21 protein-coding genes are annotated in these 23,260 nt (G+C 71.6%); 8 read left to right on the top strand and 13 right to left on the bottom strand.

Annotated features, from left to right (window positions below; genetic code table 11):
* Positions 1-120: 120 nt before the first annotated feature.
* The 4 genes from WMF26_RS50815 to WMF26_RS50800 all read left to right on the top strand — a co-directional run bounded on the left by WMF26_RS50815 (position 121) and on the right by WMF26_RS50800 (position 4,071).
* Positions 121-1,131, top strand: coding sequence for a zinc-dependent alcohol dehydrogenase family protein (locus WMF26_RS50815; protein WP_061627511.1), 1,011 nt, complete (start codon positions 121-123; stop codon positions 1,129-1,131).
* Between the two features lie 92 nt (positions 1,132-1,223).
* Positions 1,224-2,780 carry a xylulokinase gene (xylB, locus tag WMF26_RS50810; protein WP_437998576.1) on the top strand — a complete coding sequence of 519 codons (1,557 nt, stop codon included), beginning with the start codon at positions 1,224-1,226 and terminating at the stop codon, positions 2,778-2,780.
* 146 nt (positions 2,781-2,926) lie between these two features.
* Positions 2,927-3,352 carry a toll/interleukin-1 receptor domain-containing protein gene (locus WMF26_RS50805; RefSeq protein WP_437998575.1) on the top strand — a complete coding sequence of 142 codons (426 nt, stop codon included), beginning with the start codon at positions 2,927-2,929 and terminating at the stop codon, positions 3,350-3,352.
* Between the two features lie 59 nt (positions 3,353-3,411).
* Complete coding sequence (locus WMF26_RS50800; RefSeq protein WP_437998574.1) at positions 3,412-4,071, top strand: hypothetical protein; 660 nt, start codon at positions 3,412-3,414, stop codon at positions 4,069-4,071.
* 68 nt (positions 4,072-4,139) lie between these two features.
* Here WMF26_RS50800 and WMF26_RS50795 read toward each other — a convergent pair whose 3' ends face one another.
* The 4 genes from WMF26_RS50795 to WMF26_RS50780 form a co-directional block, all read right to left on the bottom strand.
* Positions 4,140-4,949, bottom strand: a complete 810-nt coding sequence (locus WMF26_RS50795) for a metallophosphoesterase family protein (RefSeq protein WP_437998573.1) — start codon at positions 4,947-4,949, stop codon at positions 4,140-4,142.
* A 6-nt stretch (positions 4,950-4,955) separates the two neighbouring features.
* Positions 4,956-5,909, bottom strand: a complete 954-nt coding sequence (locus WMF26_RS50790; protein ID WP_437998572.1) for a diacylglycerol/lipid kinase family protein — start codon at positions 5,907-5,909, stop codon at positions 4,956-4,958.
* Positions 5,910-6,155: 246 nt separating this feature from the next.
* Positions 6,156-7,934, bottom strand: coding sequence for a sensor histidine kinase (locus WMF26_RS50785; RefSeq protein ID WP_437998571.1), 1,779 nt, complete (start codon positions 7,932-7,934; stop codon positions 6,156-6,158).
* A 282-nt stretch (positions 7,935-8,216) separates the two neighbouring features.
* Positions 8,217-8,873 carry a hypothetical protein gene (locus WMF26_RS50780; RefSeq protein WP_437335149.1) on the bottom strand — a complete coding sequence of 219 codons (657 nt, stop codon included), beginning with the start codon at positions 8,871-8,873 and terminating at the stop codon, positions 8,217-8,219.
* A gap of 86 nt (positions 8,874-8,959) precedes the next feature.
* On the opposite strand from WMF26_RS50780, the gene WMF26_RS50775 reads away from it, so the two are divergent.
* Complete coding sequence (locus tag WMF26_RS50775; protein WP_437998570.1) at positions 8,960-9,466, top strand: hypothetical protein; 507 nt, start codon at positions 8,960-8,962, stop codon at positions 9,464-9,466.
* A 343-nt stretch (positions 9,467-9,809) separates the two neighbouring features.
* Here WMF26_RS50775 and WMF26_RS50770 read toward each other — a convergent pair whose 3' ends face one another.
* The gene (locus WMF26_RS50770) at positions 9,810-11,525 is read right to left on the bottom strand and encodes a cytochrome-c peroxidase (protein WP_437998569.1); all 1,716 of its coding nucleotides are present in this window, start codon (positions 11,523-11,525) and stop codon (positions 9,810-9,812) included.
* Between the two features lie 734 nt (positions 11,526-12,259).
* Between WMF26_RS50770 and WMF26_RS50765 the strand changes: the two genes are divergently transcribed.
* Entirely contained in the window at positions 12,260-13,315 is a 1,056-nt protein-coding gene (locus tag WMF26_RS50765) for a hypothetical protein (protein WP_437998568.1), read from the top strand.
* Between the two features lie 132 nt (positions 13,316-13,447).
* On the opposite strand, the gene WMF26_RS50760 is transcribed toward WMF26_RS50765, so the two are convergent.
* Positions 13,448-14,404 (bottom strand): GlxA family transcriptional regulator, encoded by a 957-nt coding sequence (locus WMF26_RS50760; RefSeq protein ID WP_437998567.1) that lies wholly within the window; start codon positions 14,402-14,404, stop codon positions 13,448-13,450.
* A 358-nt stretch (positions 14,405-14,762) separates the two neighbouring features.
* Here WMF26_RS50760 and WMF26_RS50755 point away from each other — a divergent pair, with 358 nt between their 5' ends.
* Together WMF26_RS50755 and WMF26_RS50750 are read left to right on the top strand one after the other, a co-directional pair.
* The gene (locus tag WMF26_RS50755) at positions 14,763-15,131 is read left to right on the top strand and encodes a hypothetical protein (protein ID WP_437998566.1); all 369 of its coding nucleotides are present in this window, start codon (positions 14,763-14,765) and stop codon (positions 15,129-15,131) included.
* Positions 15,128-15,418, top strand: coding sequence for a DUF3817 domain-containing protein (locus tag WMF26_RS50750; RefSeq protein ID WP_437953216.1), 291 nt, complete (start codon positions 15,128-15,130; stop codon positions 15,416-15,418). The genes WMF26_RS50755 and WMF26_RS50750 overlap by 4 nt, the downstream gene beginning before the upstream one ends.
* Positions 15,419-16,029: 611 nt before the next feature.
* Here WMF26_RS50750 and WMF26_RS50745 read toward each other — a convergent pair.
* The 7 genes from WMF26_RS50745 to WMF26_RS50715 all read right to left on the bottom strand — a co-directional run bounded on the left by WMF26_RS50745 (position 16,030) and on the right by WMF26_RS50715 (position 23,201).
* Positions 16,030-16,293: a hypothetical protein gene (locus WMF26_RS50745; RefSeq protein WP_020742286.1), complete on the bottom strand. Its 264-nt coding sequence runs from the start codon at positions 16,291-16,293 to the stop codon at positions 16,030-16,032.
* A 315-nt stretch (positions 16,294-16,608) separates the two neighbouring features.
* Positions 16,609-17,463 carry a carbohydrate ABC transporter permease gene (locus WMF26_RS50740; protein WP_061621687.1) on the bottom strand — a complete coding sequence of 285 codons (855 nt, stop codon included), beginning with the start codon at positions 17,461-17,463 and terminating at the stop codon, positions 16,609-16,611.
* Positions 17,460-18,341, bottom strand: coding sequence for a carbohydrate ABC transporter permease (locus WMF26_RS50735; protein WP_437998565.1), 882 nt, complete (start codon positions 18,339-18,341; stop codon positions 17,460-17,462). The genes WMF26_RS50740 and WMF26_RS50735 overlap by 4 nt, the downstream gene beginning before the upstream one ends.
* The gene (locus WMF26_RS50730) at positions 18,338-19,690 is read right to left on the bottom strand and encodes an ABC transporter substrate-binding protein (protein ID WP_437998564.1); all 1,353 of its coding nucleotides are present in this window, start codon (positions 19,688-19,690) and stop codon (positions 18,338-18,340) included. Before WMF26_RS50730 ends, WMF26_RS50735 begins: the two co-directional genes overlap by 4 nt.
* Before the next feature lie 88 nt (positions 19,691-19,778).
* Positions 19,779-20,915: an ABC transporter ATP-binding protein gene (locus WMF26_RS50725; RefSeq protein ID WP_437998563.1), complete on the bottom strand. Its 1,137-nt coding sequence runs from the start codon at positions 20,913-20,915 to the stop codon at positions 19,779-19,781.
* Between the two features lie 9 nt (positions 20,916-20,924).
* Entirely contained in the window at positions 20,925-21,731 is an 807-nt protein-coding gene (locus tag WMF26_RS50720; protein WP_437998562.1) for an HAD family hydrolase, read from the bottom strand.
* Positions 21,732-21,869: 138 nt separating this feature from the next.
* Positions 21,870-23,201 carry an aspartate kinase gene (locus WMF26_RS50715; RefSeq protein ID WP_437998561.1) on the bottom strand — a complete coding sequence of 444 codons (1,332 nt, stop codon included), beginning with the start codon at positions 23,199-23,201 and terminating at the stop codon, positions 21,870-21,872.
* Between the last annotated feature and the right edge of the window lie 59 nt (positions 23,202-23,260).

Genomic DNA, 23,260 nt, shown 5'->3' with positions numbered 1-23,260 from the left:
CGCGGGGCGCGGCTCGACGGCCCTCGACGCCCGGCCGCGGCCCGCCTATGCGACCCCAACGAGGAGGGCTTCGCAGGAAGCGGCCGCGCTGCCCCTGCGATGCCCCGAGGAGGGTCTCGTATGAAGGCAGCCGTTCTCGAAGCCGTGAAGAAGATCGCCGTACGCAACGACGTCGCGCCGCCGCAGATCGGCCCGCGCGACGTGCTCGTCCGCGCGAAGGCGTGCGGCATCTGCGGGACCGACGTGCACATCTGGGAGGGCGATTTCTTCCCGACCTTCCCGCTGATCCCGGGGCACGAGCTCGCCGGCGAGGTGGCCGCCGTGGGCGACGAGGTCGAGGGCCTCCGGCCCGGCGACCGGGTCATGGTCGACCCGACGGTGACCTGCGAAGAGTGCCATTTCTGCATGATCAACCGGCAGAACCACTGCCTTCGGTGGAACGCGGTGGGCGTGACCCGCGACGGCGGCTTCGCCGAGCTCGTCCGAGTCCCGGCGAAGAACTGTTATCGCTTCGAGCGCGTCTCGTTCGGCGAGGCGGCGTTCTGCGAGCCGCTCGCGTGCGTCGTCTTCGGCCAGGATCGCGCGCGCATCGAGATCGGCTCGGAGGTCCTGGTCCTCGGCGCCGGCCCGATCGGCCAGCTCCACCTCCAGGCGAGCCGCGCGAACGGCGCGGCCGCGGTCACCGTGGTCGACCTCGTCGAGTCGAAGCTCGATCTGGCGCGCCAGCACGGCGCGACCGAGGTGGTCGTCGCCGACAACGCGCTCCCGGCGAAGCTCAAGAAGATCGCGCCGTACGGCTTCGACGTCGTGATCGACGCGACGGGCATCGCGCGGGTCCTCGGCGACGCGCTCCAGTACGTGAAGAACGGCGGCCGGTACCTCGTGTTCGGCGTGTGTGGTCCCGAGGACAAGGTCGAGGTCTCGCCGTTCGAGATCTACCGGCGCGATCTCGAGATCATCGGCAGCTTCGCGATCAGGAGGACGTACGACCGGGCATTCAAGCTGATGGAGCGCGGGGCCGTCGACGTGAAGCGGCTCCTGTCCGAGGCGATGCCCGTCGAGGAGCTCCCGCGCGGGCTGGAGATGATGAAGAAGGGCACCGCGCCCATGAAGCTCCAGGTCGTGTTCTAGCCGCTCACCTTCTCTTCAGAGTTTCTAGCCGCTCACCTTCTCTTCAAAGTTCCAGCCGCTCACCTTCTCTTCCAAGGAAAAGGACGCTCTTCATGGCCATCGTGATCGGAATCGACGTCGGGACCAGCGGCCTCAAGGCCATCGCAGTCGAAACGGAGCGCGGCGCGGCGGTCGCGTCGGCGCACCGCGAATACCCGCTCTCCACGCCGCACGCCGGGTGGGCCGAGCAGGAGCCCGAGGACTTCGCCGCGGCGGCGCTGAGCGCCCTCGGCGAGCTCGCCCGCGCCCTCGGCCCGCGCCGGGACGAGGTGCGCGCGATCGGGCTGACGGGGCAGATGCACTCGGCGGTGTTGCTGGACGAGGCGCAGGCCGTCATCCGCCCGGCGATCCTGTGGTGCGACACGCGCACCACGGCCGAGTGCCAGGCGATCCACGCGAACCCGAAGGTCGGCGACGCGGGCCTCGCGCGCCTGGTCGGCAACCGCGCGCTCGAGGGGTTCACGCTGCCGAAGCTGCTCTGGCTGCGGCAGCACGAGCCCGAGGCGTTCGCGCGCGTGCGCGCGGTGCTGATGCCGAAGGATTACGTGGGGCTCAAGCTCACGGGCGAGCTCGGGACCGACGACAGCGACGCGAGCGGCACGCTGGCGTTCTCGCCGGGGGATCGCGCCTTCAGCGCCGAGCTCCTCGACGCGGTCGGGGTGCCGCGCGCGGTGTTCCCGAAGTCGGCGCCGTCGAACGCGCCGCTCGGCAAGCTCACGCCCGAGGTCGCGGCGGCCACGGGGTTGCCGGCGGGGACGCTGGTCGTGCGGGGCGCGGCGGACAACGCGGCGGGCGCGGTGGGGCTCGGCATCGTGCGCCCAGGCCGGGCGATGGCGTCGGTCGGCACGAGCGGCGTGATCCTGGCGCACACCGACACCTGGGTCGTGGAGCCCGAGATGCGGCTGCACAGCTTCTGCCACGCGGTCCCGGGGCGCTTCTACCTGATGGGGGTGATGCTCGCCGCCGGCGGCGCGCTCCGCTGGTACCGCGACGTCCTCGGCGACGGGGAGCGCATGGCGGCGGAGATCCGCAAGGTCGATCCGTACGAGATCATCTCGGACACCGCGTCGACGGCGCGCCCCGGCGCGGGCGGCGTGGTCTTCCTGCCGTACCTGATGGGCGAGCGGACGCCGCACAACGACGCGGCGGCGCGCGGCGCGTTCGTGGGGCTGAGCGCCCGGACGACGAAGGCCGACCTCTCGCGCGCGGTGCTCGAGGGCATCACGTTCGGGCTGGCGGACTCGCTGGACCTGATGCGCGGCGTGGGGCAGGCGAACGGCGCGGCGGCGGTCTCGATCGACGAGATCCGGCTGACCGGCGGCGGCGCGCGCAGCGCGTTCTGGCGGCAGCTGATGGCCGACGTGTTCGAGGCCCCGGTGGCGATCACGACGTCGACGGAGGGCCCGGCCTACGGCGCGGCGCTCCTCGGCGCGGCGGGCGCGGGGCTGTTCTCGTCGGTCGAGGAGGCGGCGGACGCGTTCGTCCATGTCGTCTCGCGGGTCGCGCCGGATCAGGCGCGCTCGGCGCGGTACCGGGAGATCCACGCGGTGTACCGCGGGCTCTACAACGACCTCCGGGGGCGGTTCCGGGAGCTCGGGAAGCTGGCGTGAGGTAGCCAAGCAGTACCGCCTGCTCGCCGCTGGCGGCAAGCTCGCCGGACGCGAGGGAACTTGCCCCGGAGGCGTCTTCTGCCGGTGACGTTCCCCCCTACGAACTGGCTGGACACCGCCCCAGTGGGCCGTGAGAGACTCCAGCCATGGCCAGGATCTTCCTCTCGCACGCTAGTCCAGACAAGCCGACGGTCCGTCGGATCGCCGAAGCATTACGTGTCGCGGGTCACGAGCCCTGGCTCGATGAGCAAGAGATCCTCGTGGGTGACTCCATCCCAGGCGCCATCGAGCGAGGGCTGCAGAGCACGGACTACGTGATAGTCTGCCTCTCCCGCGCCGCGCTCGCGAGCGGATGGGTCAACAGCGAGCTGCACGGCTCGGTCATGAAACAGTTCAGCTCGAAGATGACGCGGGTGCTGCCAGTCCGACTCGAGGAGGTCACGCCGCCGAGCATCATCGCCCACGTCCTGTATGTTGATCTCTACCCGGACGAAGAGACGTTCCGGCGAGGGATCGACCGGTTGATGCGCTCGATTGACGGCCACGCGGCACGGGCCGTTACCCGCCCCTGATCGGCTCACCGGGGGCGGGCGTCGCCCCGGTGAGCCCAGGGCAGGCGCCATCCCTGCCGGTGCCCTTTGTTCCAACGCCAACGCACAGATGGGCCGGTCAGTGGAGCGGTCTGGCGGCAGCGAAGACAATTGGAACCATCATCGTCATCGCCCTGTTTTTATCGAATATTCCCGCAGGAGATCTGGATGAGAAACTAGCCAGGGTCGGTGCAGAGAATGAACGGCTATCAGAGCAGTACCGCAGCATCGCGGCGCAGGGCGCATCGTCCGATGATGACGAGTACCCAGTCGGAAGCCTACCTCATATTGGTGCCTTCAGTTCGACAGCTGCGTCTAGCTCAGGCGACAAAACTCTACTCTCCGATGAAACCGTCATACAGATCGGATTTTCATTATGGCTGAGAGAACCCCTCAAGGATCCTACATCGAACACACCAAAGCAATATGCCACAATAGCACTCGCACAGTCGGCATGTTCGAATCATTCTCCGGGCTGGCGCTTGCCTAAAACTGGAGAGTTTCGAGCTTTGACGAAAGATGGTCGCATCAATGAGGCGCGGTTTCCAGACTTCCCAATAGGAGCATTCTGGGCTGGACCATACAATCGGGTAGCCGTCTCTGCATCGGGAGCATTGGACACGTACGAAGGCAGCACAGCACCGATGGTGCTATGCATCAAGGACATAGATGTTGATAGCGCCCTCCCGTTCGATCCTTAGGGCAGCTCTCGCTCATAGACACAGACGAGGATCAGCACCTTGCGCTCCTGGGGCTCCACGAGCCGAGCCTACGCCGCCCGCACCCACCCCCGCGCCGTCTCTTCGAAATGCTCCGCGCCGGCGATCCTGAAAATACCGCTCTCCGCCTCCCAGAAGTTCCGCTCGATATCGATCTTGTGCCCGCTGATCCGGATCACGTTGAACGCGTTCTGCTCCCCGCGCCCGCGCGTCGAGGTCGCCGTGCCGGCCTGGATGATCAGCGACGAGTGCCCGCCGGCCTCGAACCGCTCCGCGGAGTGCCCTGTATGGCTGAGGTGCAGGTGCCCCGACAGGATGATGTCGACCCCGCAGGCCGCGATCGCCGCCATCGCCTGCCGCGCGCGCCCCACGATCGCGTGCGGCGAGTTCTCGGGCAGATCGAACGGGTGATGCGTGACCACGATCTTCGTGATCTCGGGCCCGAGCTCGCACATCCTCGCCTTGATCCCCTCGATCTGCCGCGCGTTGATGCGCCCGTCCTTGATGGTCAGCGATCGCGCGGTGTTGATGCCGAGCACGGCGAGCTCCGCGTCGAGGTGGAACGGCGAGAGGTCGTCCGTGATGTGGCTCCGGTACTTGTCGAGCGGGCGAAGGAACCGGTCGAACAGGTTGTAGAGCGGGACATCGTGGTTGCCGGGCACCACGATCTGCGGCGCGGGCAGCGCGTCGAGGAAGGCGCGCGCCTCGGCGAACTCGGCGCTCCGCGCCCTCTGGGTCAGGTCGCCCGAGATCACGACGACGCTCGGCTCGATCCGCCAGATCCTGTCAATCAACGGGCGGAGGATGGCCTTGTCGACGCGGCCGAAGTGCAGATCCGACAGGTGCACGAGCGTGCGCATGATGAATCATCCTCCCAGCGCGGCGACGTGAGCCGTCGAGCCCTCCCGCCGTCGTGAGCCCGCGCTGATCTGGGACGACAGGGGCACGATGACGCGAAGCGCCTCAGGCCGCGTGCGATAGCAGAGCGGCGGCTTCATCTTCAGGACCTCGCCGTCCGCGGCCACGTGGAGGCGGCGGCGCCCCGGCGCCTCCACCCGCAGCTCCGTCGTGCGCAAAACGCTGAAATCGCTCGCCTCCTGGATGCGGCCGGCGAGGGCGCTGGCGATGAGCCGGACGCTGGAGAGCCGGCTCTCCGCGTGCGCGACGCACACCCCGAGCTCGCCCGAGCCCGGCGGCCGCTGCCGGGCGAGATCGACGTCGCCGAGCTTGAAATCGTTGTTCGCGACGAACACGAACGGCGTGTCCAGCTGGAGCTCCTGCCCGTCCAGGAAGAGCCGGAGTCGGACGCGCTCGTGCCGCCGGATGCCCGAGGCGGTCGCCAGCGCGAGGGCGACCCACTTGTTGAGCCCGCTTCGCTTCCGGAGCGCCTCGCGGTCGCGCACGATGCCGGGATAGATGCCCAGGGTCGAGTTGTTCACGAACACACGCCCGTTGACCTCGCCCACATCGACCCGGGCGCGCCGCCCCTCGACCAGCGTGCGCACGGCCCCCTCGAGGGTCAGCGGAACACCGAGGTACTTGGCGAAATGGTTCACCGTCCCGAGCGGCAGCACCCCCAGCGTCTTGTCCGTGCCGGCGACCGCCGCGGCGACCGTGTTCACCGTGCCATCGCCGCCGGCCGCCACGACGAGATCGTAGGGCTCCCGCGCCGCGTAGCGGGCGAGCTCCCCCATGTGCCGGGTCTTCTCGGCGCACAGCAGATCTGCGTCAAAGCCGGTCTCCTTCAGGAGCTCCCCGAGCCGCGCGCGCTGCTCCGCCGCGCGGTTCGATCGGGAAGAGCAATTCAACAGGACTGCCACGGATCGATGCATTACCGTCGAGCTTCCAGCAAGAGGCCAGGGCTCGCGCTCACCGCTCCTCGATGAAACGGATCGCGCAGAGCGCTCCTCCTGGTGAAGCAATCCGCGCGCCCGACCTCCAGCCCGTCGCGCCGGCGCCTCCGGCCGGCCGCGCCGCCAGCGGCGTGCCTCACCCGGCGCGGAGCGTGGCGGATCGCCACGCTCGCCTCCGCGGCCGGCGCGGCGGCGCGCCGCGGCCGACCCTGCTCAGCGCACGCCGCCCCCGACGTCCGGCTCGCTCCGCGGCCAGGTGAAGAAGAACGTGGCGCCGGCGCCCTTCTCCGACTCGACCCACGCCCGGCCTCCCTTGCTGAGCACGATCTTCTGGACGATCGAGAGCCCGATGCCCGTCCCCTCGACGTTGTCGCGCGGATTCAGGGTCTGGAAGATCTCCCAGACCTTCTGGTGGTACTGCGGGGCGATCCCGGGCCCGTTGTCTCTCACCGAGAACTCCCAGAGCTCGCCCACCTCCCGCCCCCGCACCTCGACGCGCGGGTCGGGGCGATCGGCATACTTCAACGCATTGCCGATCAGGTTCAGAAACACCTGCTCGAGCGGAACCCGCTCCGCGAGGAGCGTCGGCATGCCCGCCGCGATCTCGATCGACGCGCCGTCCGGGACCGTGAGCAGCGCGAGCACGTCGTCGAGGAGCTTCCGGACCTCCACGCTCTCGGGCTTGTCGCGCACGCGTCCAGCGCGCGAGTAGCGCAGGATCCCCTCGATGAGCGCCTCGAGCCGGACCACGCGCGAGCGGAGCAGGACCATGTGCTGGCGCGTCTCCGGCGACGCCTTGTCCATGAGGTCGTCCTCGATCCACTGCGACAGGTTCGCGATGGCGCGGAGCGGCGCCTTCAGATCGTGGCTCGCCACGTAGGCGAAGCGATCGAGCTCCTTGTTGCTCTGCTCGAGGGCCTGGATGAGCTGCTGCGCCCGCCGGAACAGGTGCGCGTTGTCCATCGCGATGGCGGCCTGAGCCGCGAGGCCGACCACCAGCTTCTCCGCCCGCTCGGTGAAGACGCCCCGCGCCGGGTGCCCGAAGAACAGCCCGCCGATGACGCTCCCGGACCGAGAGACCACCGGCACGGCCAGGTAGCTGACCACCGGCAGATGGCCTTTCGGCATGCCGTGGTAAGGAGCGTTGTTCCCGTAGCGCCGGTCCTGCGTGACGTCGTCGAGGCGCACCACGCCCTCTCCATTGAATGTAGGCGCGAATACATCCGTGTTGCGCGGCATCGGGAACGCGGAGAAGTGCTCTCGCGGCACGCCCGAGATCGTGTAGAGCATGTAGCTCTTCCCCTCGGCGTTCGTGACGTTGTAGAAGAACGCGCCGAACTGCGCGCCGCTCAGCCGCGTGGCCGCGTCCGTCACCGCCTGCACGAGCTTCTCCAGATCGAGCTCGGCCGCGAGCTGCTTGCCCGTGAGGTTGAGCACCTCCAGCGTCTCCCCCTCTTCCTGGAGCCGGTCCTCGGTCCGCTTGCGCTCGGTGATGTCGAGCACGACGACCCCCACGCCGATGACGCCCTCGTCCTTCGCCCGCACGGGCGCGTAATTGACCAGCCAGGAGCGCGGCAGGTCCGAGGCCCGCGTCCGCCCCGTCACCTCGCCGGTGAAGGCCGCCCCGGTCAGAAGGACGCGCCGGAGGTGGGCGACGATCGCGTCGCTCATCTCCGGGAGCAGCTCGGGGACGGTCCTGCCGAGGTGCGCCTCGAGGGGGATCCCGTTGATGTCCGCCAGCGCCTGGTTGAGCCGCACCACGCGGAGCTCGCGGTCGATCACGCCGAGCCCGGCGGTCGTCGCCTGGAAGAAGGCGTCGATCAGCGCGCAGTCCGCGGACGGCTCGTGCAGCGCGTGGCGCTCGTGGTCGAGCGGCGCCGCCCTCGCTGCGCCGCGCGGCGCCGCCGCGGGCTCTGCCGTCGCGCCCTCGCCCGGACGCGAGACCGGCTCGGCGTGCTCCCCACTCCCGCTCTTCAAATGCGTGTTCTCCATGGACCTCGTGGAACCTGGGGCTGTCCTCGCCCGAGCGTAGCGCTCGTGTGCAAACGCGTGTGCAAAGACAGCACCCGCGCCGTGCGCCGGGGCGCCGGCGCGGGCGGGCGCCAGCCAACGATCGCGATGAGCAGCGCGCTCGCGACGTGGGGCCCGTGGCTCTTCAGGAGCTCGAACGGCGTGCCCCACGTCGCAATCCCCTGCTCCACGCTGCCTCTCCTCCTCGACGATGCGCGCCGGCTCGCCCTGCGCCGGGCTGTGTCGGCGCGCGGCCGTCGGGCGTCAACCGGCGAGCGCGGCGAGGCGACGGAGCCGCTGCGCCGCGAGCTCGGCGCCGTTGACGAGGCCCTGGAGGAGGTGGGCGACGACACTGTCCTTCGCCGCGCGGGTGGCGCGCGCCGGGCGCGCCGCGAACCACGCGAGCTCGCCGGCGGCCGCCTCGACGAGGGGTCTGCGCGCCGAGAGCCAGCGCGCGCACCACGCCGCGAGGTGCGTGTCGCCCTCCGCCGTGGCGACGTACTGGATCAGCTCGACGAGGTCGATGCCGTGGCGCATCCCGAGGAGCGTGCCGCGGTAGGACTTCTCGGCGTTCAGCAGGTGATCGGCGAGGTGATCGCGCAGCGCCGAGAAGATGTGGCCCACCGCGCTCCCGCCGGCGCTGACGGGCAGCCCGCGCTCGGCGAGAAGCGACGGGAGCTCCGACAGCACGGCCTCCGCGTGAGCCGAGACCGCCCGCATGGCGTGCGCCGGCGGCACATCGCCGAGGCGCTCCGCCTCTACCAACGGGTGTGCCTTCGCCGAGTGCTCCGTCTGGAACAGCTCCCGCGCGAGGTTCGCGAGGAACGCGCGCCCCTTCGGGCTCTCTTCCTGCGGCCCGGACTCGTCCCTCGCCGCGCGGCCCTCGCCGTCCGGCGCCCCGTTGCCCTGAAGTTCGTGCATGGTCGTCCCCTCTCCCCTCCTCGCGCCGAGGTCAGGATCCGCTCGCGGCGCGCCGTGCTCCTGTCCCGGTCCGCCGCGAGGTCGTCTTGCGCGATGCGCTGCTCTTGCGCGCGCTCGACCCGGCGCTCTTGCGCGCGCTCGACCCGGCGCTCTTGCGCGCGCTCGACCCCGCGCTCTTGCGCGCGCTCGACCCCGCGCTCTTGCGCGCGCTCGACCCCGGGCTCTTGCGCGCGCTCGACCCGGCGCTCTTGCGCGCGCTCGACCCCGCGCTCTTCGGCGCCGCCTTCTTCGCGGCCCCTCCCTGGCCGGCGCCGGCCGCGGCGTTCCGCTTGCGGGTCGCGGCCGCCTTCTTCGCCGCCGCGCTCCGCGCCGAGGCCGGCCGCGCCTTCGAGGCGGCGCCGCCCTTGCGGCCCCCCTTCTTCGCCGGCTCCTTGTTCACCGGTTTGCCCACCCCCGAGCCCGACTTCTTCCCTCCGCCGGTCATCTTGTTGACGGTCGCCCAGGCCCGCCGCTCGGCCTCGCCCTCCGATAAGCCGCGCTTCTCGTATCCTTCCTCGATGTGCTCGGCCTGCCGCTTCTGCTTGTCCGTGTAGCTCGACTTGTCGCCTCTCGGCATGGTGTCCTCCTTGGCGAGCTCGCGCCGCCGCGCGGGTCCGCTTCTCCGCTGGAAGCCCGGCGCGCCCTGTCGTGAGAAGAAGACAAGACCGTGCCTGTGGCTCGGATCCATCGAACCGCGGTGTCTGCGTCGATCGAGGAGCAACCGCTGTGCCGTCCGCGAGCGCCGCGACGTCCCCTGACGCAGGTCCGGATTTCCCGTCTATTGTGGAGCCAGCGCCGCGCCGGCCGGACGGCGGCGGGGCGCGATCGTGGCAATCGGCCCCGGGTGATGAGGAACGCCTCAATCGCGTCGCGCGGGGAGCGCGGCGGGGCGAGGGCTCAGAGGGACTCGAGGTAGGCGACGAGATCGTCGAGCTGCGCGGAGGTCAGACCGGAGACGTCGCCGTGATCGCGGCCGCCGCAGGCGGGATCGAAGCGATCGCGGAGCGTCGCCGCGCAGCCGTCGTGCATGAACGGCGCGCGCCCGGAGATGCCGATGAGCGAGGGCACCTGCAAGAGCTCACCGGTCCCGACCTCCTCGTTCCGGTTGTTGGTGAGCATCGGGCCACTGTGGCAGTCGGCGCAGGCCACCTTCTTGTCGTGGAAGAGCGCCGCGCCGCGCGTGACCGCGGCCTCGTCCTCGGGCGGCGACGCCGGGAAGGCGGGCAGGCTGTCGATATAGCGGGCCATCAGGTCGAGCCGCCGGGGGCCGGGCTTGGGGCCGCCCATGCGGGAGACGAACACCTCTCCCATCAGGCCGGAGAGATCCGGCATATCGCCGCTCCAGTGGAGGGGCGCCGTCTGCAGGATGCCGCCGCCCACGGTCTGCGTCCGGCGCAGGCCCACGGGGTCGAAGTTCCACGTGTGTCCGTCCTCGTGCCCCTCGGGGTGGCACGACGCGCACGCGACGGCGCTGAAGCCGTTCGGCGGGCGATGGAACATGTCGTGGCCGGTGTCTCTGGCGCTCTCGCCCGGAAGCGCGATGGTGGGCCCGTCGAGCACGACCAGGGCGGCCGGCTCGCGCAGCTGCACGACGACGGCGCCTCGGGCGGTGAACGCCACGGCGACCGGCTGCCCGCCCGCCGGCCGCGAGGTGACCTCGGGGTTGCAGTTGGGGGACACGGAGTCGCGCGTCAGGTTGCCGGTGGCCGCGGTCACGACCACGTCGTTGCCGGCCCCGACCACGGCCACGCGCGCGCCGTCGGGCGATACCGCGATGTCGACAGGCAGCGAGACGCTCGGGATCGCGGCCGCGGGCGGCGGGGAGGCCGCCGTGTCGGGAGTATCCGCCGGGTCGATCCGGCTGATCGCGCCGTGCACGATGTTCCCATCGCAATCGCCTGCCTGGTAATAGCCGCCCGGGCTGAGGGTGACCTGCGACGCCATCGCACGCTGATGCACCATCAGCGCGCCGCCCTCGGCGCGCGGCACCATGCGCCAGGCCACGGAAGGTGCGTAATCCGAGGTGCTGAACCCGCTGGAGCGGAATGCGGGGAGCGCGCGGCGCGAGAGCACCTCGCCCTCGGGGCCCACGACGAGGGTCTCGGCGGACTTGAAGCGGCTGACGAGCAGCCGGTCGCCCTCGACCACGACGTCGCGCAGGTCGGGGGCGGGTCGGATCTTCCGGACGGCGGGGCCGCCGGCGGCGGGGAGCGTCACGAGCTCGCCGCCGGCGCAGGCGACGTGGATGGCGTCGCGCGATGCGTCGAAGGCGACCCCGCGGGGCGCGCGGCAGACCTCTCGGCGCTCGACGATCGATCGCGACGCGACGTCGAGGGTCGCCACGGCGCCGGCGCGCCGGAGCGCCACGTGGACCCGGCCATTCGCGTCTTCGACGAGGCGCCCGGGCTCGTCCCCGCGCGCGAGCGCGACCGACGCCGGCTCGCCGCCGTCGAGATCCACGATCCAGACGCGATCGCGGTCGGGGTCCGCCGCGACCGCCGTGCGTCCGTCGGCGGCGATGAGCAGCGTTCCGCCGCTGATGGCCGGCGGCGGGACCTCCGTCACCATGATCCGCGGATCAGAGCCGTCGACGCCGAAGCCGGGCGTCGGCATGGGGTCCTCTGGCCCGCAGGCCGCGAGGAGCGACGAGAAAACGCTCGTCGAGAAGAGCCCTACCAGGACAAGAGAACGAGAAAGTCGCTGACGCATGAGGTCCTCCGTTCGCCGCGCGCGCGAGCTCAGCAAGAAGGATTCCAGGGAGATGTCGAGATTTGGACGGCGGTTAGCGCCGGGCGCGGCGCGCGCCGCGCGGCGCCGGAGGCCGGAGCGGGAGGCGGAGCGGGAAGAGGTGTTCCCAGGCGGGGTGCGAAGGGGGGCGCGCGCTGGGCCGCGGGGAGCGCGGGCCGACCGGCGGGGATGCGCGCGGGATCGTCCTTCGCCGTGGGCGGAGAGGAGCGCGCCGCGGGAGGAGCCTCGGGAGTGCCCCGGCGCTCCTTCGCGTCGCCCTGGCGCCTCTACCCCGTGGCACCCGGTCGGTGAGGTAACGGAGATACCGACCTGGTCTCACGACCGGGCAGGCGGTCGCGGTGAGGAGCGGCGGCTCTCGCCGGTAGAGGCGCCGGCAATCGCCCCCGGAGACGATGCTGTGGGGCAGATTCGCGAGAGATAGGGTGCGCGGACCGCAGGGACGTAATGCGAACTAGACCGCCTGTTGGCGGACGTTGTACGCGCAGAAACGGTCATGGCTATACCTACTGCGAGATTTGCCGCGACGAATGTCAGCAAGACAAGCCCTACACCTATGAGCTCTGCTTTCAGTGCGGATTCAAATGAGCATGACGCCCCCCGTGACACTTTTGGATGCGACGCACGTCACCTTCGACACGCCAGCCGCGGAGCGCCTGGTGCAGCTCGGGGCGACCAACATCGTACGTGCGCACGAGCATCTTATCATCGGACCTTGTCGCCCGGGCGCCGCAGAGCATGTCCGGACGCGTGAGGATTGGTCTTCTTCATGCGAAGAATGCTCGGACAGAGACGATGATGGAGAAAAGTGGGATCAGCTCTATTCACCCGATCTACGCTGGGAGCCGCCCGTTGTCTTGTGGACGACGGAGAGCCTCGACGATCGAGTGAATCTCTGGAGAACCTGCAGCTACTTGCGAAGCCTGGGAATCCGGAGCAATGACGTCCTCATCGTCGAGTTCGAGCGTGTCCACGGTACGATGAAAAGGTTTCCCGAGCCACCGAGGATCCCGCCTTTCGACTGCACCGGATCGGTAGCCCACCACCCCGACGAGGTTCTTCTGGACCGCCTCGGCAAGGCGCGCCCCTGGCCGGTGGAACGTTACGAACGTGCCGTTCGGCTCTGGGAGAGCTACGCCGATGAGAACCCCTTGCCGTTCGTCGAAAGCTGCATCTCTCGTGTCGAAGGCTTTCCAGAGCTCGCTTCGCTGTGGGCGCTCCTCTCGTGCTTCTTTCCACGGAAGACCGCCGGAGGTGCCCTGCGCCTCAGCCGGTACGACGACCTCCTCCTGACCATTCTGTCCGTAGAGGAGTGGCAGACTCCGGTGAAGGTGATCTGCAACAAATCGCAGCTTGGGCTGGACTTGAGAGATCTGATGTCCTGTACCGGAGACCTGTTTTGGGGAGACCGTCTCGCACAATGGGCAAAGCACGACGTGAGCGCCGCTGTGGAGCGCGCTCCTGGCCCCAAGCCGCCCAACGCTGGCTACCCGCTGCTCTCGACGGTGTATCGCCTCACCGAGCGCGGAGAGCGACTCCGACACGAGGGGCTCGACGAGCTCACGGATGCGCCGAGCCTGCCCATCGCCGGGACCGAGGCGTACTCGGCTTCGGCCCCTTGGGTGCTGCTCGACGATGGCTGGCTCGCTCGACGGTGAGGCGCAACGCGGGCGCCTGCGAGGCGCCAGCGCGCACGAGCAGCATGGAGAAGGGGGACGAGGAGGGCGGGATCGACCGCGGCCGCGAGGGCTGCGAGCTCCCCTGCCGGGAGCAATCCGGCGCGGTCGAGATCAGCTGGCGCGCCGGGGACGGCTCTGGAACGCGCGGCGGTAGCCTTGCGGGCTGATCCCGGCCACCCGGTGGAAGTGCTGCCGGAACGCCGCGACCGAGCCGAACCCGGCGCTGGACGCGACCCGCTCGATGGAGAGGGGCGTCGTCTCCAGCAGCGCCTGCGCCCGGCGGACGCGCGCCTTGAGCAGCCACTGGAGCGGGGTCGTGCCCGTCTGCTCCTTGAAGTGGCGGCTCAGAGAGCGGACGCTCATCGCTGCTCGCCGCGCGATGTCGCCGAGGGAGAGGTCGTCATGCAGGTGCTCTTCCAGCCACTCTAGCACTCGGCTCAACGAGACATGCTCCGTCGGAGGGGGCGCCTGCTCGATGAACTGCGCTTGCCCGCCGTCGCGCTCCAGCGGCATGACGGACAGGCGCGCCGCGGTGGCGGCCACGGCTGCCCCGTAGTCGCGCCGCACGATGTGCAGGCACAGGTCGAGCGCGGCGGCCGCCCCGGCCGACGTCAGCACCTTGCCCTCGTCGACATAGAGGACGCTTGGGTCCACCGATACCCGCGGAAAGCGCCTCGCGAGCTCCCCGGCGGCGAGCCAGTGCGTGGTCGCCCGCTTGCCGTCGAGCAGCCCCGTCGCGGCGAGCAGGAACGCGCCGCTGCAGATCGAAGCGACGCGCGCTCCCTCCTTGGCGGCTCGTCGGACGGCGCGGATCAGAGGCTCCGGGACCTGCCGAGCGATGTCCGCGATGCCCGGAAGGATGACCGTGTCGGCCTTGCGCAGGGCCGACAGCCCCTGCCGGACCCGCATCCGGAAGCGCCCGGCGTCGATATCGCGTTGCACGCCGCAGACCTGCACCTGGTACCCCGGGCGCCCGCTCGCGAGGCGTACGCGCTCGAACACCTCGATCGGCGTCGAGAGATCGAAGGCGACCACCCCGTCCAGCGCGACGATCACCACCCGATGCATGGCGCCATCATGGCGCGCTCCTCTTTCCCCGACAACCGCAGCGGCCGCGACGGCAGCAATCCTTGCCGGATCGCAGCTGCATCGTCTCCCCCTGGGCCCATGACCCCGCGACGGGGTGGCCCCACGACCTCGCAATGCGGCGGCGATCTCGCCTTCCCAGGACGCGACGCTGGCCAGATCCTGGCGATCATTGTCGTTTTTGCCGCTCGCGCAGAGGGCGACCGTCCTCCAGACTGGCGTCCGCGTGGAGTCCCGGACGTCAGTCCCGGACGCCGCCACGTGCCACGGAGATGCTGGACCCCGAGCTGCTTACGATGCTTGAACACTGGAGCAGGGACCTCCGGCGGGAGGCGTACCGATGATCGCGTATCGATGCATTCTCGTGCTCAAGTTCCTGAGCATCATGGGGTACGCCGGCGGCGCTGCCGGCGCTTTCCTGTGCGACGATCCAGCCGCGAGGAGGCGCGCCGTGCACCGCGTCGCGTCGCCCAGCCTGCTGGCGACGTGGCTGTCTGGATACGCGCTCCTCGTCCTGAACGGCTGGCCGCTGTTCGAGCTCTGGGTCGCGGGCGCGCTGCTCCTGTCGCTCGTCGGCAATGCCGCGCTGGTCTACTGCGTCAGCCGAGAGCGAAGGGACCTCTCTGCGTTCCTTGGGTCCGCGCTGCCCGTGGTCTGCGTCGTGGCGTTGATGGTGGTCAAGCCGACCTGGGCGCAGGTGCGGCCATGAACGAGCGCCGGACCCTCCGGATCGCGAGCATCGTCGAGGGAGCGTCTCTCCTGATATTGCTGCTCGTGGCGATGCCCCTCAAATACGCGCTCGGCTACCCCGTCGCGGTGCGCATCGCCGGGAGCGTGCACGGCGTGCTCTTCCTGGCGATGCTCTCCGCCGCCTTCCGGGCGGCGCTCGAGCGCGCGCTGTCCGGCCGGGCCGTGCTCCGCGTGGTCGCGCTGTCCGTCGTCCCGTTCGGGTTCGTCGTCGCGGACCGGATCCTGCGCGTCGGAGACCGGGCCTAGAGAACGGGGACGGCGACCGCGGCGGCGAGGGCTGCTCGCCGCCGCGCCGGGGCCAGAAGCCCATCGGCATCCGGCCGGAGCCCATCGGCATCGGTGGGGCGAGCCGTCGTCATCCGGCCGGAGCCCATCGGCATCGGTGGGGCGAGCCGTCGTCATCCGGCCGGAGCCCATCGTCATCGGCGGGGCGACCCGTCGTCATCCGGCCGGAGCCCATCGGCATCCGGCCGGAGCCCATCGGCATCCGGCCGGAGCCCATCGGCATCGGCGGGGCGACCCGTCGTCATCCGGCCAGAGCCCGTCGTCATCGGTGGGGCGACCCGTCGTCATCCGGCCGGAGCCCATCGGCATCGGCGGGGCGACCCGTCGTCATCCGGCCAGAGCCCGTCGTCATCGGTGGGGCGACCCGTCGTCATCCGGCCGGAGCCCGTCGTCATCGGCGGGGCGACCCGTCGTCATCCGGCCAGAGCCCGTCGTCATCGGTGGGGCGACCCGTCGTCATCCGGCCAGGAGCGTGACGGCACTCGCTTCCCCCTGGCCCGAGCTCGGGCGCGTCGCCGACGGCGAGCCCAGGGGCGAGCTCGCCGCCGTCCATCATCCGCGGCAGGCCGCCGTCAGCGGTAGGCGCCGCCGAACCCCATCTCGTGCTCGATCTTGACCATCTTGTTGTACAGGCCGATCACCAGCAGCGAAGGCACCCACTGGCCGACGAAGTTCGCGATCTGCTTCTTGCCGGCCAGCATGCAGCCGGCCGAGATCAGCATCGAGCCGATCGCCAGCCCGAGATAGGCGCCGGACGGAACCCTGCCAGTCCGCTCCTCGATCTTCGTGGTGATCTTGCCCTCTTCCTTCTGCATCATGGGTTCGGTCGTCGTCATCGTGGATCTCCTTCCGCGGCGCCGGGCCGGCGCTGCGCTTGCCGCCGCGAGCCGGTGCGACGACCGGGCCAGAAGCGAGGGCGCCCGGACGAGAACAAACCGCGCAGCGCTCTCCCCTCGATCCGTCGCCCCGGCCCGCCGCGATTCGCGGCGATCGCCAGCCCGGCGAGGCGCACGGCCGCCGCACCAACGCGGCTGGCGGGCGCGATCGCGCCCGCGCTCACTGCCACGCCGGTGCACACGCCGGCCGGCCAAACCGCGCTTCCGGCGGCCCGGCTGCCTCGAGCGCGGGCCCGGCCGGGGCGCCCGACCCGCTCAGACCCGCGCCGTCACCGCGCGCAGGAGCTGCCGCTGCGCCGCCGCGAACACGAGGAGCACGGGCAGGCTCAGGATCACGTTGCCGGCCATCACGAGGTGCCAGCGGACCCCCGTCCCCTGCTCCCGCAGGAGGGCGATCGCGAGCGGCAACGTGCGCACCCGATCGTCCGTCGTCATGACGAGCGGCCAGAAGTAATCGTTGTAGTGAAAGACGAAGCTGAACAGGAACAGCGCCGAGAGCGTCGGCCGGAGCATCGGGCCGAGGATCAGGTAGACGATCCTGAGCTCGCCCGCCCCATCCATCCTGGCCGCCTCGATGATCTCGTCAGGCACCGAGAGCAGCGCCTGGCGCACGAGGAACGTCCCGAGCGCGCTGACCCCGAAGGGGAGGATCAACGCCGCGAACGTGTTCACGAGGCCGGCCGCGCCGAGCATCGTGAAGACCGGCACGAACGTCACCTGCGCCGGGATGAGCAGGCACGAGAGCACGAGGACGAACGCGGCGCCCCGCCCGACGAACCTGAGCTTCGCGAGGGCATAGCCGGCCGGGAGCGCCAGGGCGATCTGCAAGAGCGCGATGGCCGTCGCCATGAACACGGTATTGGCGAAATACCGCATCACCGGCACCGCCTGGAGCACCTCGCGGTACGCGCCGAGCTGGATCGCCTGCGGCAACGGGTACGCGGGAGCGCGGGTGATCTCGGGCAGGGTCTTCAGCGAGGTGATCGTCATCCACACGTACGGCCCGAGCCACACGACGGCCACCGCGAGGAGCACGAGATCCGAGACGAGCCGGCGCGCGCGCGCGCTGAAGAGCCCCGCGCCCGCGCCGCCGCCGCGCCCCGCCGTCACGACGGCCGCCTCCCCGCGCGCGGCACGCCCGCGCGGAGCGCCCAGAGCTGCAGGACCGTCAAGAGGAGCAAGAACCCGAAGAAGACCACGATCATCGCGCTCGCCCGGCCGACCCGCAGGTTCACGAAGACGTGCTCGTAGATGGCATAGACGAAGAGGGTCGTCGACTTGACCGGACCGCCCTGCGTCATCACGCGGATCACGTCGAACGCCTGGAAGGAGAGGATGAGGCTCGTCGTCGCCACGAACGCGGCGCTCGGGCGGAGCAGCGGCCACGTCACGTGGCGGAACCGCCGCCACGGGCCGGCGCCGTCGAGCGCCGCCGCCTCGTGCAGCGCGCGGGGGATGTCCTGCAGGCCCGCCAGGAAGATGACCATCGCATACCCCGTGATCTTCCAGACGCTCACCGCGGCCAGCGCGAGCAGCGCCGACCGGGGATCGCCGAGCCAGCTCATCGCCGGGAGGCCGAGCCCGCGGAGCGCCGCCGAGAAGATGCCCTCGGCGTCGAGGATCCACATCCAGAGGAGCGCCACCGCGACCCACGACACGACATAGGCGCTGAACACCGCGCCCCGCACGAAGGCGTAGACCGGCCCCGGCCGATCGAGCGCCACCGCCAGCGCGAGCCCGAGGGAGCCGGAGAGCGTCACCACGACGGCGCTGTAGCCGAGCGTGCGGAGCAGCGTGCCGGCGAGCTCGCCGCTCTCGGCGAGGACCTCGTAGTTCCGCAGCCCGACGTACCGCGGCGGCGTGAGCAGATCCCACGCGTAGAAGCTGTTCTTCGCCGCGAGCAGGAGCGGGACCAGGAAGAACACGCCCAGGAAGGCCGCGGTCGGCAGGAGGAGCAGGTACGGAGAGAGGGGGTGCTTGGGCTTCATCGCTCGCGCGCCGCGCGGACGGCCTCGGAGAGGGTCTCGGCGGCGTCGCGCGGGGCGAGCACCGCCTCTTCGAGCCGGGGCTGCACCGCCTCGCGCTGGACGCGGAACAGGTCCGGCGACCAGGGCCAGGGCGCGGCGTGCGCGAGCTGGTCCACGGCGACGCGATCGTTCGGGTGCGCGGCGTAGTAGCCGTCCCGCGCGAGCGCCGCGAGGCCGCGCCGCGAGACGGGCATGTAGCCCGTGCGCGTCGCCCACGCGTTCGCCTGCGCCGGCTCCATCATCCAGCGCAGGAACGCGAACGCCGCCTCCTGCGCCGACGGCGCCGCGCCCCGCGGCATCACGAACATCGTCCCGCCGGTGGGCACCGAGGCGCGCACGTCGCGCGGCAGCGGGGCGGCGCCGACCTCGAACCGCCCCGCGCCCGCCTGGCCCGCGTTGTCCTCCAGGTACCGGAGGAACGCGGTCGAGGTCCAGATCATCGCGACCCGGCCCGAGAGGAAGTCGGTGTTGGTCACCTGCCAGGCGTTGTAGTCGCGCCCCGGCGGCGGCTTCATCGTGCGGTCCTCGTGCACGAGCGCCTGCCAGAACCGGAGCGCGCGCACGCCCGCCTCGCCGCCGAACGCCGGCGCGCCGTCCGGGCCGAGGAGCTCGCCGCCCGCCTGCCCCACGAGCGCCGCCCAGAACCACCAGTCGATCGGGCACTCGAAGCCCCAGCGCCGCGTCCCGCCCCCGTCGCGCACGACGAGCCGCGCCGCGGTCTGGCGGAGCTCGTCCCAGGTCGACGGCGGCGACAGCCCGAGCTCGCGGAACACGTCGCGGTTGTAGTAGGCGATCGGCGTCGACCGGTTGAACGGCAGGCACACGAGCGGGCGCTCGCCCCCGCCCACGAACGTGCCCGCCTGGCCGAGCGCCTCGACGACGTCGAGGCCGCCGTCCCCGGCGCCGGGCGCGCCGAGGAACCGCTCGAGCGGCTCGAGCACGCCCGCCTCGGCCAGGTAGGGCACCACCTCGCCGACCACGTGCGTCAGCGCGGGCGCCGCGCGCGCCGCGAGCGCGGTCCGCAGCTTGGCGAGCGCCTCGAAGTAGTCGCCCTGGTACACCGCGTCGATGCGGTAGCGCCCCTGCTCGCGGTGGAACTTGTCGACGAGCGACAGGAGCACCTCGCGGTTCTTGCCGCCGTAGGCGAACCACAGCGACGCCTCGATGCGCCCGTCCGGCGCGCGCCGCGCGCAGCCGGTCGCGCCGGCCGCGGCCGCGGCGATCGACGCGGCGAGCGCCCGGAGCGCGTCGCGCCGCGAGCAGGCGGCGCTCGCCCAGGACCGCGCCGCGCCGCGCGCGCTGCCGCTCACGGCGCGGCCTCCCCGCGCGCCCCGCGCATGACGCCGACCCCTCCGCGCCGGGCGCGCACCGCTCCGCGCACCGCGCCGCCCCCTCCGCTCATGACGCGCCCCCCGGCGGGGCGATCCGCGCGCCGGAGCCCGCGTCGAACCAGAGCACGGCGCCCGGGTCGAGCCGCGCGCGCACCGCCTCCCCCGGCGCGGGCGTCGCGAAGCCGTGCGCCCGCGCGCGCAGCCGCGCGCCGCCGGCCTCGAGGTACAGGAACGTCTCGGCGCCGAGCGGCTCGGCGACCACGACGCGCGCCTCGACCTCCACCTCGCCCCGCGCCCCGTCGCCCGCGGCCCCGGCGTCGCCCCACGCCCCCGCGTCGCCCTGCGCCCCCGGCGCGACGCGCAGGTGCTCGGGCCGCACGCCCGCGATGACCCGGTCCGGGAGCGCCACCCCCGGCGGGGCGGGCAGCGAGAGCGCCGCGCTCGCGTACCGATCGCCATCGCGCTCGAGCGGGACCAGGTTGATCGCCGGCGTGCCCAGGAAGCCGGCCACGAAGGTGTTCGCCGGCGCCTCGTAGATGGCGCGCGGCGGGCCGACCTGCTGGAGCTCGCCGGCGCGCAGCACGGCGATGCGGTCGCCCATGGTCATGGCCTCGATCTGGTCGTGGGTCACGTAGACCGACGTCGTGCCGAGGCGGCGCACGAGCGCCGCGAGCTCGACCCGGAGCTCGGCGCGCAGCGCGGCGTCGAGGTTCGAGAGCGGCTCGTCGAAGAGGAACGCCGCCGGCGCGCGCACGATCGCGCGGCCCATGGCCACGCGCTGGCGCTCGCCGCCCGAGAGCTCGCCGGGGCGGCGATCGAGCAGGTGGCCGATGCCGAGCAGCGCCGCCGCCTCCTCCACGCGGCGCGCCCGCTCCGCCTTCGCGACCCCGCGCATCCGGAGCGGGAAGCCCATGATGTCGCGCGCGGTCATGTGCGGGTACAGGGCGTAGCCCTGGAAGACCATGGCGACGTCGCGGTCCTCGGGCGCGACGCGGCTGACGTCGCGCCCGCCGATCGAGACCGTGCCGCCGTCGGGGCTGTCGAGGCCCGCGATCAGCCGGAGCGCCGTGGATTTACCGCAGCCGGAGGGCCCGACGAGGACGAGCAGCTCGCCGTCCTCGACCTCGAGGTCCAGGCCGGCGAGGGCGGGGCGCTCGGCGCCCGGGAAGCGTCGGAGGAGGCCGCGGAGCGAGAGGTTGGCCATGGCGGCAGCTCAGGTGTCGAGCAGGACGAGCCCCGGGATCGAGCCCGCGACCGCGAGCAGCTTCGGGCTCGGCGCGACCGCGACGGGCACCCGGGCCGTCCTCAGCAGGGCGGCGTCGTACGCGCTGTCGCCGAACGCCGCAAGCACGGCGAGCTCGGGGAACAGGCGCTCGAGCGCGCGGGTCTTGCCGTCGCCGTAGGTCGGGGGCGCGGCGAGCTCCGCGGCGAGCCGGCCCTCGCGGACGGCCGGGGTCATCGCCGCGATCCGCTCAGGGGCGACGCCGAGCCGCCGCACCGCGCGCTCGATCACGGCGCGCGGGGAGGCGGAGACGACATAGACCGCGACGCCGCGCGACCGCGCCCAGTCGAGGATCGGCAAGAGCGCCGGCCGGATCCGCCCCGCGTGGCCCTTCTCCTCGAGCACGCGGTCGATCAGGGCGGCGAGCTCGTCCTCGCGCCACCCGGCGAAGGCCCAGGCCATCATCGCGAAGGCCCGGTCCTCCGGGTAGCGCTCGGCGGCGAACGCCGCGTAGAGCGCGCTCGCGATCTCGTGCGCGCCGCCCTCCGCGGCGACGCCGAACGCCTCGGCCTCGCGCCGCAGCGCCGCCTCGGCCTCGGGCCGCGCGCAGCGGCCGGCGAGGAACGCCTCGAACAGGTCGAAGCCGACGTCGCCCTCCCAGAGGGTGCCGTCCGCGTCGAACGCGAGGGCGGCGCCCGGGCCGAGGGCGGCGTGCGCGGCCTCGATCCGCCGCAGGATGTCGCTCGTGCTCTGGCGAGGGATGGGCGCCGCGCTGCCGCCCTGGTGTGCCGCTGTCATGGTCTCCCCGAGGCCGGACGCCGGGTCCGGCCGAGGGCTACGCCTACTGCGGCGCGCGCGTCGCGTCACGCCTGTCAACGTCCTGTCACGCGGCCGGCGGCCGGCGTCACGCGGCCGGCGGCCGGTCGTGGTGAGCCGTCACCGCGCCTTCTCGAAGAGGGAGCGGTGCAGCACCGCGACCGCGGCCGCGACGCTCGCGTCCTCGATGACCATCGACAGGTTGATGCTGCCCATGGCGTAGCTCAGCATCTCGACGTTGACGCCGGCCTCGGCCATCGCCTCGAGCACCTGCGCGGCGACGCCCTTCTGCTTGGGCAGGCCCTTGCCGACCACGACCAGCGTCGTCCGGTTGGGCAGCACCTCGCAGGCGCCGAACCCCTCGAGCTCGGGCAGCGCGCGGCTGAGCTTCCCGAGGTCGTCGGTGGTCATCGAGATCGACACCTCGGACGTGGTGATCACGTCGATCACGACCTCGTGCCGGGCCAGCACGGCGAGGACCTGCGCGAGGAAGCCGACCTCGCCGAACATCCGGGTCGAGCTGATCTTGAGCACGACCTGCCGCTCGCGGTACGCGATGCTGGTCACGGCCGGGGACCCGGCCTCGGTGTTGAAGTCGATGACGGTGCCGGGGTGATCCGGCCGGTTCGTGTTGAGCACCCGCACCGGGATGCCCTTCTCCATGGCGGGCAGGAGCGTGGAGGGGTGCAGGACGCGGGAGCCGAAGAACGCGAGCTCGGCGGCCTCGTCGAAGCGCATCGTGGGGATGTTCCGGGCCGTCTTCACGACGCTCGGGTCGGCGGTCATCACGCCGTCGGTGTCGCTCCAGATCTGCGCCTCCTCGGCGCCGAGGCCCGCGGCGAGCAGCGTGGCCGTGAGGTCGCTCCCGTTGCGGCCGACGGTCGTGATCTCGCCGGCCTCGTTGCGGCCGACGAAGCCGGTGACGATCGGGACGACGCCCTCGGGGACGCGCTCGGCGAACATGGCCTTCACGCGGGCGTCGAAGCCGGGCAGCGGGCGCGCGCGGCCGAAGCTCGAGTCGGTGATGAAGCCGAGGTCCCAGACGTCGTAAGCGCGGGCCTCTACGCCGCTCCGCGCGAAGAAGTCCGCGATGCAGCGCACGGCCATGCGCTCCCCGAAGCTCGCGATGTAGTCGAGGCTCCGCGGGCTGAGCTCCTTGACGAGGCTGATGCCGCGCAAAAGGTCCGCGATCTCCTCGTAGAAGGGCGCGAGGAGATCGGGCGCGCAGCCGAGCGCCTCAGCGACGGCGCGCTGCTTGCTCAACGGGATGGAGGGGTCGTACTTCCCGGTGGCGGCGAGCTTGGCGGCGTTGATCAGCGCGTCGGTCATGCCCTTGTGGGCGGAGCTCACGACGACGGGGCGGCGGTCCAGACGGGCTCGGACGATGTGAAGGACCTTCTCGATCTGCGCGCGGCTCTCGACCGAGCTGCCGCCGAACTTCATGACGATCATTGCGCGTGCCTCCATGGGCCTGCCGGCCCGGTGGGCGCGGAAGGATAGTCAGGACCGGC

This window comes from Sorangium sp. So ce185 (assembly GCF_051526825.1).
Taxonomy (GTDB): domain Bacteria; phylum Myxococcota_A; class Polyangia; order Polyangiales; family Polyangiaceae; genus Sorangium; species Sorangium cellulosum_D.
The sequence above is the reverse complement of the archived record's forward strand: the minus strand, read 5'-3'. Positions and strand labels throughout refer to the sequence as shown.

What these genes read in the sequence shown, in the direction of transcription:
- WMF26_RS50815 (WP_061627511.1), top strand. Translation starts at nt 121, where the DNA reads ATGAAGGCAGCCGTTCTCGAAGCCGTGAAGAAGATCGCCGTACGCAAC.
- xylB (WP_437998576.1), top strand. Translation starts at nt 1,224, where the DNA reads ATGGCCATCGTGATCGGAATCGACGTCGGGACCAGCGGCCTCAAGGCC.
- WMF26_RS50805 (WP_437998575.1), top strand. Translation starts at nt 2,927, where the DNA reads ATGGCCAGGATCTTCCTCTCGCACGCTAGTCCAGACAAGCCGACGGTC.
- WMF26_RS50795 (WP_437998573.1), bottom strand. Translation starts at nt 4,949, where the DNA reads ATGCGCACGCTCGTGCACCTGTCGGATCTGCACTTCGGCCGCGTCGAC.
- WMF26_RS50785 (WP_437998571.1), bottom strand. Translation starts at nt 7,934, where the DNA reads ATGGAGAACACGCATTTGAAGAGCGGGAGTGGGGAGCACGCCGAGCCG.
- WMF26_RS50780 (WP_437335149.1), bottom strand. Translation starts at nt 8,873, where the DNA reads ATGCACGAACTTCAGGGCAACGGGGCGCCGGACGGCGAGGGCCGCGCG.
- WMF26_RS50770 (WP_437998569.1), bottom strand. Translation starts at nt 11,525, where the DNA reads ATGCCGACGCCCGGCTTCGGCGTCGACGGCTCTGATCCGCGGATCATG.
- WMF26_RS50760 (WP_437998567.1), bottom strand. Translation starts at nt 14,404, where the DNA reads ATGCATCGGGTGGTGATCGTCGCGCTGGACGGGGTGGTCGCCTTCGAT.
- WMF26_RS50755 (WP_437998566.1), top strand. Translation starts at nt 14,763, where the DNA reads ATGATCGCGTATCGATGCATTCTCGTGCTCAAGTTCCTGAGCATCATG.
- WMF26_RS50750 (WP_437953216.1), top strand. Translation starts at nt 15,128, where the DNA reads ATGAACGAGCGCCGGACCCTCCGGATCGCGAGCATCGTCGAGGGAGCG.
- WMF26_RS50745 (WP_020742286.1), bottom strand. Translation starts at nt 16,293, where the DNA reads ATGACGACGACCGAACCCATGATGCAGAAGGAAGAGGGCAAGATCACC.
- WMF26_RS50735 (WP_437998565.1), bottom strand. Translation starts at nt 18,341, where the DNA reads ATGAAGCCCAAGCACCCCCTCTCTCCGTACCTGCTCCTCCTGCCGACC.
- WMF26_RS50725 (WP_437998563.1), bottom strand. Translation starts at nt 20,915, where the DNA reads ATGGCCAACCTCTCGCTCCGCGGCCTCCTCCGACGCTTCCCGGGCGCC.
- WMF26_RS50720 (WP_437998562.1), bottom strand. Translation starts at nt 21,731, where the DNA reads ATGACAGCGGCACACCAGGGCGGCAGCGCGGCGCCCATCCCTCGCCAG.
- WMF26_RS50715 (WP_437998561.1), bottom strand. Translation starts at nt 23,201, where the DNA reads ATGATCGTCATGAAGTTCGGCGGCAGCTCGGTCGAGAGCCGCGCGCAG.